This is a genomic window from Streptomyces sp. NPDC051578, from assembly GCF_044454045.1.
Taxonomy (GTDB): Bacteria; Actinomycetota; Actinomycetes; order Streptomycetales; family Streptomycetaceae; genus Streptomyces.
Genome location: NZ_JBITDH010000001.1, coordinates 2,241,470 through 2,252,996, shown reverse-complemented (window position 1 = coordinate 2,252,996; position 11,527 = coordinate 2,241,470). Strand labels below are relative to the sequence as shown.

The following is an 11,527-nucleotide window of genomic DNA, read 5'->3' as shown; positions in this document are numbered from 1 at the left end:
CGGGGGCGGCCGGCCGCCGACCTCGGGCGTCAGACCGTCGAACCCGGGCGCGGGACGGGCGAAGGCCCGGGCGGTGGCCCGGGCCTTCGGGGGAGCGGTGACTACACGGGGGAGGTCAGAGCTTCTCGATCACGTAGTCGACGCAGGCCGTGAGGGCCTGGACGTCCGCCGGGTCGATCGCCGGGAACATCGCGACGCGCAACTGGTTGCGGCCGAGCTTGCGGTAGGGCTCGGTGTCCACGATGCCGTTGGCGCGCAGCACCTTGGCGACGGCGGCCGCGTCGATGTCGTCGGAGAAGTCGATCGTGCCGATGACGGACGAGCGCTTCGCCGGGTCGGCGACGAACGGGGTGGCGTACTTCGAGGCCTCCGCCCAGCCGTACAGGTGGCGGGCGCTCTGCGCGGTGCGGCCCGTGGTGAACTCCAGGCCGCCCTGGCCGTTCATCCACTCCAGCTGCTGGTCCAGGAGGAAGAGGGTGGCCAGCGCCGGGGTGTTGTACGTCTGGTTCTTGAGCGAGTTGTCGATCGCGGTGGGCAGCGAGAAGAACTCGGGGACGTGCCGGCTGCCGGACGCGTGGACGCGCGCCGCGCGCTCCAGGGCCGCCGGGGAGAACGCCGCGAGCCACAGGCCGCCGTCGGAGGCGAAGGACTTCTGCGGCGCGAAGTAGTAGACGTCGGTCTCGGTGATGTCCACCGGCAGACCGCCGGCGCCCGAGGTCGCGTCCACCAGGACGAGGGACCCGGCGTCGGCGTCCGCGACGCGCTTGACCGGCGCCGCGACACCCGTCGAGGTCTCGTTGTGGGTGTACGCGTACACGTCCACGCCCGCCTCGGCGACCGGCTCGGGGTGGGTGCCCGGCTCGGAGGAGATGACCGAGGGCGCGTCCAGCCACGGCGCGAGCTTCGCGGCGGTGGCGAACTTGGAGGAGAACTCGCCGAAGGTGAGGTGCTGCGACTTCTTCTCGATGAGACCGGCGGTCGCGATGTCCCAGAAGGCGGTGGAGCCGCCGTTGCCCAGGATCACCTCGTAACCCTCGGGCAGGGAGAAGAGGTCCCGGAGTCCCTGGCGCACCGAGCCGACCAGGTTCTTGACCGGGGCCTGGCGGTGCGAGGTTCCGAGCAGGGAGGTACCGGTGGCGGCCAGGGCGTCGAGCGCCTCGGTCCGCACCTTGGAGGGGCCCGCGCCGAAGCGTCCGTCGGCGGGCTTGATGTCAGCGGGAATCTGGATCTCAGCCACGAGCGGAGCGTATCGGGTCCCGGACACCGCCCCGGAAGCGCGTCCACCCGGTGAGACGCGTCGCGGCGGTGGCAGGGTAGACGGTGTGACGGCACCCGGTGAACTCGAACGGACCTTGCGGGCCGAGCTGCGCGGGGACGTGGACTTCGGCGCCGCCGCGCGGGCGCTCGTGACGATGGACGCCTCCAACTACCGGCGCGTCCCCCTCGCGGTCGTCGCCCCGCGCGACGCCGAGGACGTGGCGGCGGCGCTACGGGTGTGCGCCGCGGCCGGGGTCCCGGTCGTGCCGCGCGGCGGCGGCACCTCCATCGCCGGCCAGGCCACCGGCACCGGGGTGGTGCTCGACCTCACCCGCCACATGAACGCCCTGGTCGCGCTGGACCCGGCCGCCCGCACGGCCGTCGTCCAACCGGGCCTGGTCCTGGACCGGCTGCGGGAGGCGGCGCGCCCGCACGGGCTGACCTTCGGGCCCGACCCCTCCACCCGCTCCCGCTGCACCCTGGGCGGGATGATCGGCAACAACGCCTGCGGGGCCCACTCGGTGGCCTGGGGCACCACCGCCGACAACGTGACGGAGCTGGCGGTCACCGCGTACGGGGGCACCTCCCACAGGATCGCCGAGGGCTGGACGGGCGCGCCGCAGGGCCTGCGCGAGCTGGTGTCACAGAACCTGGCGGTGCTGCGCACGGGCATGGCCGGGGGCTTCTCCCGCCGCATCTCCGGCTACGGCGGACTCGACGCGCTGCTCCCCGAACGCGGGGTGCGGCTGGCCCGCGCGTTCTGCGGGAGCGAGGGCACGCTCGGGGTGGTGACGCAGGCGGTGGTGCGCCTGGTGGAAGCGCCGCCCGCGCCGGTGCTCGCGGTGCTCGGGTACGCCGACGAGAGCGCGGCGGCCGACGCCGCGGCCGGGCTGCTCCCGCACCGGCCGCTGACGGTGGAGGGGATGGCCCGGGACCTGGTCGGCGCGGCGGCGCACGACCTGCCGCGGGGCGGGGCGTGGCTGTTCGCCGAGATGCGGGACGAGGGCGCCGCCCGGGCGCTGGTGCGGGCCGCCGACGCCGTAAACGCGGCGCTGGTCACCGACCCGGCGGGGCAGCGCGCGCTGTGGCGGATCCGCGAGGACGCGGCGGGCACGGCGACGCGGCTGCCGACCGGGGAGATGGCCTGGCCCGGCTGGGAGGACTGCGCGGTGCCGCCGGCCCGGCTCGGCGCGTACCTGAGGGAGTTCCGGGCGCTGCTGGCGGAGCACGGGCTGCGCGGGTCCCCGTACGGGCACTTCGGGGAGGGCTGCGTCCACGTACGGATCGACTTCGACCTGGTGACGGCGGCGGGGGTGGCCCGGTTCCGCGCCTTCTCCTCGGCTCTGGCCGACCTCGTCGTCTCCCACGGCGGCTCCCTGTCGGGGGAGCACGGGGACGGGCAGGCCCGGGCCGAACTGCTGCCGAGGATGTACGGGCCGCAGGTGATGGAGCTGTTCGGCGCGTACAAGGCCGTGTGGGATCCGGCGGGCGGCATGAACCCGGGGATGCTGGTCCGCCCGGCGCCTCTGGATGAAGGCCTGCGCTTCGCGGTCCTGCCGGCGACCCCCTTCGCGGGGGAGGTGGCGCGCTGCGTCGGCGTCGCGAAGTGCCGCGGGACCGAGCCGGCCGGCGCGGAGGTGATGTGCCCCTCGTACCGGGTCACGGGGGAGGAGCGGCACTCCACCCGCGGGCGGGCGCGGCTGCTGCACGAGATGCTCGCCGGGGAGATCGTGACGGACGGCTGGCGCTCCGAGGAGGTCGCGCAGGCCCTGGACCTGTGCCTGGCCTGCAAGGGCTGCCGCAGCGACTGCCCGGTCGGCGTGGACATGGCCACGTACAAGTCCCAGTTCCTGGAGCGCCACTGGGCGGGGCGGATCCGGCCGCTGTCCCACTACACGCTGGGCGGGCTGCCGCAGTGGCTGCGGCTGATCGCCGCGCTGCGGGTGGCCGGGCCGGCCGGTGCCGCGGCCCGGCGGCTGCCCGTACCGGGCCTGGACCGGCGCCGTGCGCTGCCGCTCCCGGCCCGGGAGCCGTTCACGCGGTGGTGGCGGGCCCGGACGCCCCCGCGCGGCCCGGCCGCCGTCACGCTGTGGCCCGACACCTTCACGGAGCACCTGTCGCCGGGGACCGGGCGGGCCGCCGTACGGGTCCTGGAGGCGGCGGGGCTGGGGGTGTCGCTGCCGCCCGGGCGGGTCTGCTGCGGCCTGACGTACCTCTCCACCGGCCGCAGGGAGCGCGCCCGCAAGGTCCTCACCCGCACGCTCGACACCCTCGGGGAGGTCGGGGGCCCGGTGGTGGTCCTCGAACCCAGCTGTGCGGCGGCCCTGCGCGCCGACCTGCCGGCCCTGCTGCCCGGCGACCCGCGCGCCCCGCGCCTGGCGGCGGCCGTCCGGACCTTCGCCGAGACCCTGGAGGAGTACGCCCCGCAGTGGCGGCCGCCGCGCCTGGACCGGCCGGTGGCGGGGCAGACCCACTGCCACCAGCACGCCGTGCTGGGTGACGCGGCCGACCGCCGGCTGCGCGAGCGGGCCGGCCTGACCGGCGGGCTCAGCGGCGGGTGCTGCGGCCTGGCGGGCGACTTCGGCTTCGAGCCGGGCCACTACGAGGTGTCGGTGGCCTGCGCGGAGGAACAGCTCCTGCCCGCGCTGCGGGCCGCGCCGGCGCAGGCCCTGTTCCTGGCGGACGGCTTCTCCTGCCGGACCCAGATCGCCGAGCTGGGCGGCGGCCGCCGGGCCCGCCACCTCGCGGAGGTCCTCGCGGAGGGGCTTGAGCGGGGGGCCCTCGCCGAGGGCCTTTAGCGGGGGTTACGGGGGTGTGCGCACGGTAAGGCGGAACGCGGCAAGGCACCCGTTACGTACCCCTTAGCCTGGTGGAATGACCCCGTCCTCTTCCACTGCCCCGCCGGCCACCTCCTCGGACCCGTCCTCCTCCGCCGCCGCCGAGGTGCGGGCGCCGTCCGCCGGCGGTGCCCCCGGCCGTGCCCGCGCGCGCTTCGGGCCGGTCGCGCTGGTGGTCTCGGCGGGGATCTCGGTGCAGTTCGGTGCCGCCCTCGCCGTGATGGTGATGCCGCGGACGGGCGCAGCGGGCGTGGTCACCCTGAGGCTCGCGGCGGCGGCGCTGGTGCTGCTGCTGGTGTGCCGGCCCAAGGTGCGCGGCTACGCGCGGGCGGACTGGATCACCGTGTTCTGGTTCGGCGTCACCATGGCCGGCATGAACGGCCTCTTCTACCAGGCCATCGACCGCATCCCGCTCGGGCCCGCCGTCACCCTGGAGGTGCTCGGCCCGCTCGCCCTGTCGGTGGTGGTGTCCCGGCGGCTCGTGAACGTGCTGTGGGCCGCACTGGCCCTGACCGGAGTGGCCCTGCTCGCCGGTCACGGCGGCGGCTTCGGCGGCCTCGACCCGCTGGGGGCGGCCTTCGCGGTCGGGGCGGGCGGTATGTGGGCGGCGTACATCGTGTTCAGCGCCCGTACGGGCCGCCGCTTCCCGCAGGCGGACGGCCTGGCGCTGGCGATGGCCGTCGCCGCGGTCATCTCGCTGCCGCTCGGGGTGGTCGAAGCCGGCTCCGACCTGCTCGTCCCGAGCACCCTGGCGCTGGGCCTGGGCGTGGCCGTCCTGTCCTCCGTCCTGCCCTACACGCTGGAGCTGCTGGCCCTGCGCCGGCTGCCCGCCCCGACCTTCGCGATCCTGATGAGCCTGGAACCGGCCATCGCGGCGAGCGCCGGCTTCCTGGTGCTGCACCAGGGCATGTCCCTCGGGGACGCCCTCGCGATCGCGCTGGTGATCGCGGCGAGCATGGGCGCGGTGCGGTCGCAGGCCGGCCGCCCGTCCTCCTGAGAAGTCCCTGTTCCCGGGTCCCTGGAGAGGCCCCGGTTCCGGGGAGGTCACCCCAGGGGCAGGTCCAGGTACGAGGGCGTCTCCTCCGGTGAGGTGAAGGAGAGCGTCGCGCGGGGCAGGTTGGGGTCCGAGTAGAACGGGTCGCGGGCGTCGACGACCAGCAGCACGCGGTGCCCGCGCGGGACGTCGTAGGCCGTCGCCTGGAGGTCGATGTCCGCGCTGATCAGGCTGTCCGGAGCAGAGTCGAGGTCGCTGTACGGGGCGTGCGTGATGATGTGGGCCGTCCCGTCGGGGGCGGTGTCCAGGAGGTACGCGACGAAGCCGGAGCCCGGGTTCGCGGCCCGGTACGTCACCCGGAGCCGGGGCGTGCCGCGCAGCCGCAGGACGGTTTCCTCGGGCGCCGCGGCCCAGACGGCGGCCACGGTGCGGTCGATGTCCCCGGTCGGGTAGGCCTTCGGCAGTCCCGCGATCTCCGCGTACCCGGAGCGGACGATCCGGTCGGCGACGGTCGCCGGCGTGTCGATCCCGCACACGACGGTCGCCGTCCAGCCCGCCTCGGGCTTCTCGGCCAGTTCCCCGCCGCCCGCGAGGTGCACCCGGCGGACGCCTGAGGTGAGGGCCGGCCAGGTGGGAGCGGCTTCGAGGGTCTTGCTCCACATCACCTCGGAGACCACCTGCCCCTCGGTGGCGATGCCGTTGTCGATGCCCTTGAGGTGGTGGTCGAACCAGCGGTGGGCGTCGGTCCAGATCCGGTTCGGCAGCCCGAGCATGCCGGGCATCTCGGGGCCCGAGTGGTCGCCGATGGAGAAGTCGAGCCGCTTGGGGCCGGTGAGTTCGTTGAACATCTTGAGGGTCTGGTTGCCCGGGAAGAGCGTCTCGTGCCAGGCCTGCGCGAACAGGACGGGGACCCGGCGCCGGTTGAGTTCCTTGACGTGGGTGAAGGGCGAGCGGGGCTCCGCCCAGCGCAGGGTGCCCTCGACGTCCCGGTTGGTCAGGACGTTCTCGAAGACGCCCTCCGTCTGCGGACTGAGCCGGGCCCGCGCCGCCGCGTTCAGCAGGGCCTGCACGGCGGCGACGTGGCGCGTGGAGTTCTCCAGGAAGGCCTCGCCGAGGTCGCCCCAGGTGCTCAGCGCCACCACCGCGTCGACGCGGGTGTCGTGCGCGGCGACGAGCTGGCTGATGCCGGAGCCGTACGAGTCCCCGAGGAAGCCGATCTTGGTGACGGGCCCGGAGGTGCGCTCGATGAGGTGGTCCAGGGCGCGGCTGCCGTCGGCGATGTCGAGCGGGCCGGCGACCTCGACCTGCCCCTCGGAGGCGCCGAACCCGCGCACCGTGTAGGCCAGGACGTCGTAGCCGCGGGCCGCGAACAGGCTCGCCTGGACGGCGTACGGGAGCCAGCCGGCGTCCGTCCACGGCGAGGGCATCACGATCACGGGGCGGGGCTGTGGTCCGGTGTGCCGCCACAGCGCGGCGTCGAGCAGGGCGCCGCCGGCGCCGGTCACCTTGCCCCGGCTGAACACGGCGAGCGAGCGGACCTCGGCGACGTCGGCGGACCGGCCGGGGGACAGCCCCGTGACGTCGCCGGTTTCCAGGGCGGCGACGAAGGAGGCGAGGGCGGTGGCGTCGAGTTCGGGGTAGAGGGAGAAGTCGGCTGGGTTCGCGTTCGTCACGTCGGTTCGTCCTCTTCGCGTCGAGTGCCTCACGTGCCATGACAGGAACGGGTGTCCGCGCGTGCGCCGGGGAGTGCCGCGCTTCTGGCCTTGAGGGCAGGAGGTCTTGCGGGCTCGGGTTTGCGGGCTCGGGCCTGCGGGCGGCGGCGCGGTGGGCGGCGGTGTTGCGGTGGGCGACGGTGCGGGGGCGACGGTGCGGGGGCGGCGTGGGATTCAGTATCGGCGCGACATCGCAGACGTTCCGAGAGTTTCCGGCGTACGGCCGAAAGCGCCCCCGTGCCGACGGGCGGCCCACGGCCGCCGGCGGCCGACGCCGCCCACGCCGGACCGGGGACCGACTCAATTCCCGCTCGGCCATGCGCGTTTGGCGCGGGTGGCGGGAACGCGACAGCGCCCGTCCGGCGTGCGGCCAAAATTATGCAAGCATGCTTGATTGTTTTGTCGACCCCTGCCAGGCTTCCCCCCACGCCGAGAAGGGGAGCGCACCGTGCCCGATCCGTCCGCTGTCGCCGTCTTCGCCGATCTCCGGGCAGAGGGGGACGAACTCGACCCGCTCGTAGGGGAGTTGCCCGGAGCCGGCTGGGCGGCGCCCACGCCCGCCGCCGGGTGGACCGTCGCCCACCAGATCGCCCACCTGCACTGGACCGACCGGGCCTCGCTGCTCGCACTCACCGACGCCGAGGGCTTCGCGGTCATGGCCGAGGAGGCGGCGAAGGCCGCCGACACCTTCGTGGACGAGGGCGCCGCCGAAGGGGCCCTGCTGGACCCGGCCGAGCTGCTGGCCCGCTGGCGTGAGGGGCGGGCCGCGCTCGACGCGGCGCTCGCCGCGGCCGATCCGGACGCGCGCTTCCCCTGGTACGGGCCGCCGATGAAGGCCGCCTCGATGGCGAGCGCCCGGCTGATGGAGACGTGGGCGCACGGGCAGGACGTCGCCGACGCGCTGGGCGTCCGGCGGGCCCCGACGAACCGGCTGCGGCACGTCGCACGGATCGGGGTGCGGGCCCGGGACTACGCGTACGCGGTACGGGGCCTGGCGGCGCCCGGCGAGCAGTTCCGGGTGGAACTGCTCGCACCGGACGGCGCCGGGGTCTGGGCGTTCGGGCCCGAAGACGCCGGGCAGCGGGTCACGGGGCCGGCGCTGGACTTCTGCCTGCTGGTCACCCGGCGCGCCCACCGTGCCGACCTGGCCCTGACGGCGACCGGCCCCGACGCCGACCGCTGGCTGGACATCGCCCAGGCCTTCGCGGGCCCGGCCGGCCCGGGCCGCGCCCCGGCGGCCGGCGGCGACGCCTCGGCGGGCGGCAACTCGGCGGGCGGCGACTCGGCACCCGCGGGCGGTGGGAGTGCTCCCGCGGCCGCCGACGGACGGGACGGCCGGTGACCGGGCGGCGGCCGCTGCGCATAGGCAACGCCTCCGGCTTCTACGGGGACCGTTTCGACGCGGTGCGCGAGATGCTGACGGGCGGCCCGCTGGACGTCCTGACCGGGGACTACCTGGCCGAGCTGACCATGCTGATCCTCGGCCGCGACCGCTTGAAGGACCGGGACCTCGGCTACGCGAAGACCTTCCTGCGCCAGCTGGAGGAGAACCTGGGCCTCGCGCACGAGCGGGGCGTGCGGATCGTCACCAACGCGGGCGGCCTCAACCCGGCCGGACTCGCGGCCGCGATCCGCGAGCTGACCGCGAGGACGGGCGTCCCGGTGGCGGTGGCGCACGTGGAGGGCGACGACCTGACGCCGTACGCGTCCGCGCGCGGTGACGCGCTGACCGCCAACGCCTACCTCGGCGGGGCGGGGATCGCGGCCTGTCTGCGCGCGGGCGCGGACGTCGTCGTCACCGGCCGGGTCACGGACGCGGCGCTGGTCAGCGGACCGGCCGCCTGGTGGTTCGACTGGGCGCCGGACGACTTCGACCGGCTGGCGGGGGCGGTGGTGGCGGGACACGTGCTGGAGTGCGGGACGCAGGCCACCGGCGGCAACTACGCCTTCTTCACCCGGCACGACGTGCGCCGGCCCGGGTTCCCGCTCGCGGAGGTCTGCGAGGACGGCTCGTCGGTGATCACGAAGCACCCGGGGACCGGCGGGGTGGTGACACCCGGCACGGTCACCGCACAGCTCCTCTACGAGACCCACGGCGCGCGGTATCCCGGCCCTGACGTGACGGCCCGCCTGGACACGGTCCGGCTGGAGCCGGCCGGGCCGGACCGGGTGCGGATCTCGGGAGTCGTCGGGGAACCCCCGCCGGACACCCTCAAGGTGGGGGTGACCCGGGTGGGGGGCTGGCGCAACGAGGTGGTGTTCGTGCTCACCGGCCTGGACATCGAGGAGAAGGCCGCTCTGGTCCGGGCGCAACTCGCGGACGCGCTGCGGGAGGTGGACGCCGTGGACTGGACGCTGTCCCGCACGGACCACGCGGACGCGCCGACGCAGGAGACGGCGAGCGCACTGCTGCGCCTGGTGGTGCGGGACCCGTCCCCGGACCGGGTGGGACGGTCGCTGACCTCGGCCGCGATCGAGCTGGCGCTGGCGAGTTACCCGGGCTTCCACGTGACGGCCCCGCCGGGCCCGGCGCAGCCGTACGGGGTCTTCACCGCGGACTGCGTCCCCGCCGCCGAGGTCCCGCACACGGCGGTCCTCCCGGACGGCACCCGGGTCCGTGTCCCGGCCGCGCCGGTGAGCGCCGTACCGCGGACCCCGCCGCAGACCCCAGCGCCTGACTCACCGGAGCCGCTGCCGGAGCCGCCGTCGGAGTCTCCGTCGGATCCACCCTCGGATCCGTCCGAGCCGGCGCCCGAGGCCTTGGCGGCAAAGGTCACCCGGGCCCCGCTCGGGCGGGTGGCCGGGGCGCGGAGCGGCGACAAGGGCGGGGACGCCAACATCGGCGTCTGGGTCGAGAGCGACGACGCCTGGGAGTGGCTGCGGCGGACCCTGACCACCGGGCTGCTCCGGGAGTTGCTGCCGGAGACCGCGGCCCTGCCCGTCACCCGGCACGTCCTGCCGCACCTGCGCGCCCTCAACTTCACCGTCACCGGCATCCTCGGCGACGGCGTCGCCTCCGCCCACCGCTTCGACCCCCAGGGCAAGGCGCTCGGCGAATGGCTGCGCGCCCGCCACCTCGACATCCCGGACCACCTGTTGTCCGCCCCGGAGGGGACCGGCTCATGACCCGCCTGACCACGACCGTCGACCCGAACGCGCCCGAGCACACCGCGGCCCGCGCCGCCGCCCTGGAGCGCCTCGCCGAACTCGATGCGCAACACGCGGGCGCCCTGCGCGGCGGCGGCGAGAAGTACACCGCCCGCCACCTCGGCCGCGGCAAGCTCCTGGCCCGGCAGCGCGTCGAGCTGCTGCTCGACCCCGACACGCCGTTCCTCGAACTGTCCCCCCTCGCGGCGTGGGGCAGCGACTACCCCGTCGGCGCCTCGATGGTCACCGGCATCGGCACGGTCGAGGGCGTCGAGTGCCTGATCACCGCCAACGACCCCACCGTCCGCGGTGGCGCCAGCAACCCCTGGACCCTCAAGAAGGCCCTGCGGGCCAACGAGATCGCCCGGCAGAACCGGCTGCCGTGCGTCAGCCTCGTGGAGTCCGGGGGTGCCGACCTGCCCTCACAGAAGGAGATCTTCATCCCGGGCGGCGCCGTCTTCCGGGACATCACCCGGCTCTCGGCCGACGGCATCCCCACGGTCGCGGTGGTCTTCGGCAACTCCACAGCCGGAGGCGCGTACATCCCCGGGATGTCCGACCACACCGTCATGATCAAGGACCGTTCGAAGGTGTTCCTCGGCGGTCCGCCCCTGGTCAAGATGGCCACCGGTGAGGAGAGCGACGACGAGTCCCTCGGCGGGGCCGACATGCACGCGCGGACCTCGGGCCTCGCCGACCACTACGCCCTCGACGAGCACGACGCCATCCGCCAGGCCCGCCGGATCGTCGCCCGGCTCAACCACCGCAAGCCGCACCACGATCCGCCGGCCGCCCCGGAGCCGCTGTACGACCCCGAGGAACTCCTCGGCATCGTCCCCGAGGACCTGAAAACGCCCTTCGACCCGCACGAGGTCATCGCCAGGATCGTCGACGCCTCCGACTTCGACGAGTTCAAGCCCCTCTACGGCACCAGCCTGGTCACCGGCTGGGCGAGCCTGCACGGTTACCCCGTCGGCATCCTCGCCAACGCCCAGGGAGTGCTGTTCAGCGCCGAGTCGCAGAAGGCCGCCCAGTTCATCCAGCTCGCCAACCAGCGCGACATCCCGCTGGTGTTCCTCCACAACACCACCGGGTACATGGTCGGCAAGGAGTACGAACAGGGCGGCATCGTCAAACACGGCTCGATGATGATCAACGCCGTCTCCAACTCACGGGTCCCGCACCTGTCCGTCCTCATCGGAGCCAGCTACGGCGCCGGCCACTACGGCATGTGCGGCCGGGCCTACGAGCCCCGGTTCCTCTTCGCCTGGCCCAGCGCCAAGTCCGCCGTCATGGGCCCCGCGCAGCTGGCCGGGGTGCTGTCGATCGTCGCCCGGCAGTCGGCCGCCGCGAAGGGGCAGCCCTACGACGAGGAGGCCGACGCGGGGATGCGCGCCTTCGTGGAGGCGCAGATCGAGTCGGAGTCCCTGCCGATGTTCCTGTCCGGGCGGCTGTACGACGACGGGGTCATCGACCCGCGCGACACCCGTACCGTCCTCGGCCTGTGCCTGTCGGCCGTCCACAACGCCCCCGTCGAGGGCGCCCGTGGCGGCTTCGGCGTCTTCCGGATGTGAGCCCGC

7 protein-coding genes are annotated in these 11,527 nt (G+C 74.7%); 5 read left to right on the top strand and 2 right to left on the bottom strand.

Going from position 1 to position 11,527, the window contains the following annotated elements; genetic code table 11:
- Nucleotides 1-115 precede the first annotated feature (115 nt).
- Nucleotides 116-1,237 carry a phosphoserine transaminase gene (gene serC / locus ACIA6C_RS10205; protein ID WP_399274217.1) on the bottom strand — a complete coding sequence of 374 codons (1,122 nt, stop codon included), beginning with the start codon at nt 1,235-1,237 and terminating at the stop codon, nt 116-118.
- On the opposite strand from serC, the gene ACIA6C_RS10200 reads away from it, so the two are divergent.
- A complete protein-coding gene (locus ACIA6C_RS10200) occupies nt 1,209-4,055 on the top strand; it encodes an FAD-binding and (Fe-S)-binding domain-containing protein (RefSeq protein WP_399274215.1) in 2,847 nt (948 codons plus the stop codon). The genes serC and ACIA6C_RS10200 overlap by 29 nt on opposite strands.
- A gap of 76 nt (nt 4,056-4,131) precedes the next feature.
- Nucleotides 4,132-5,091 carry an EamA family transporter gene (locus ACIA6C_RS10195; protein ID WP_399274213.1) on the top strand — a complete coding sequence of 320 codons (960 nt, stop codon included), beginning with the start codon at nt 4,132-4,134 and terminating at the stop codon, nt 5,089-5,091.
- Between the two features lie 47 nt (nt 5,092-5,138).
- Here ACIA6C_RS10195 and ACIA6C_RS10190 read toward each other — a convergent pair whose 3' ends face one another.
- Entirely contained in the window at nt 5,139-6,761 is a 1,623-nt protein-coding gene (locus ACIA6C_RS10190; protein WP_399274211.1) for a CocE/NonD family hydrolase, read from the bottom strand.
- 487 nt (nt 6,762-7,248) lie between these two features.
- On the opposite strand from ACIA6C_RS10190, the gene ACIA6C_RS10185 reads away from it, so the two are divergent.
- The 3 genes from ACIA6C_RS10185 to ACIA6C_RS10175 all read left to right on the top strand — a co-directional run bounded on the left by ACIA6C_RS10185 (nt 7,249) and on the right by ACIA6C_RS10175 (nt 11,521).
- The gene (locus ACIA6C_RS10185; RefSeq protein WP_399274209.1) at nt 7,249-8,142 is read left to right on the top strand and encodes a TIGR03084 family metal-binding protein; all 894 of its coding nucleotides are present in this window, start codon (nt 7,249-7,251) and stop codon (nt 8,140-8,142) included.
- A gap of 71 nt (nt 8,143-8,213) precedes the next feature.
- Nucleotides 8,214-9,926 (top strand): acyclic terpene utilization AtuA family protein, encoded by a 1,713-nt coding sequence (locus ACIA6C_RS10180; protein WP_399274558.1) that lies wholly within the window; start codon nt 8,214-8,216, stop codon nt 9,924-9,926.
- On the top strand, nt 9,923-11,521 hold the full coding sequence (locus ACIA6C_RS10175; RefSeq protein ID WP_399274207.1) for an acyl-CoA carboxylase subunit beta: 1,599 nt from the start codon (nt 9,923-9,925) through the stop codon (nt 11,519-11,521). The genes ACIA6C_RS10180 and ACIA6C_RS10175 overlap by 4 nt, the downstream gene beginning before the upstream one ends.
- Nucleotides 11,522-11,527 lie beyond the last annotated feature (6 nt).

What these genes read in the sequence shown, in the direction of transcription:
- ACIA6C_RS10195 (WP_399274213.1), top strand. Translation starts at nt 4,132, where the DNA reads ATGACCCCGTCCTCTTCCACTGCCCCGCCGGCCACCTCCTCGGACCCG.
- ACIA6C_RS10175 (WP_399274207.1), top strand. Translation starts at nt 9,923, where the DNA reads ATGACCCGCCTGACCACGACCGTCGACCCGAACGCGCCCGAGCACACC.
- ACIA6C_RS10200 (WP_399274215.1), top strand. Translation starts at nt 1,209, where the DNA reads ATGTCAGCGGGAATCTGGATCTCAGCCACGAGCGGAGCGTATCGGGTC.
- ACIA6C_RS10180 (WP_399274558.1), top strand. Translation starts at nt 8,214, where the DNA reads ATGCTGACGGGCGGCCCGCTGGACGTCCTGACCGGGGACTACCTGGCC.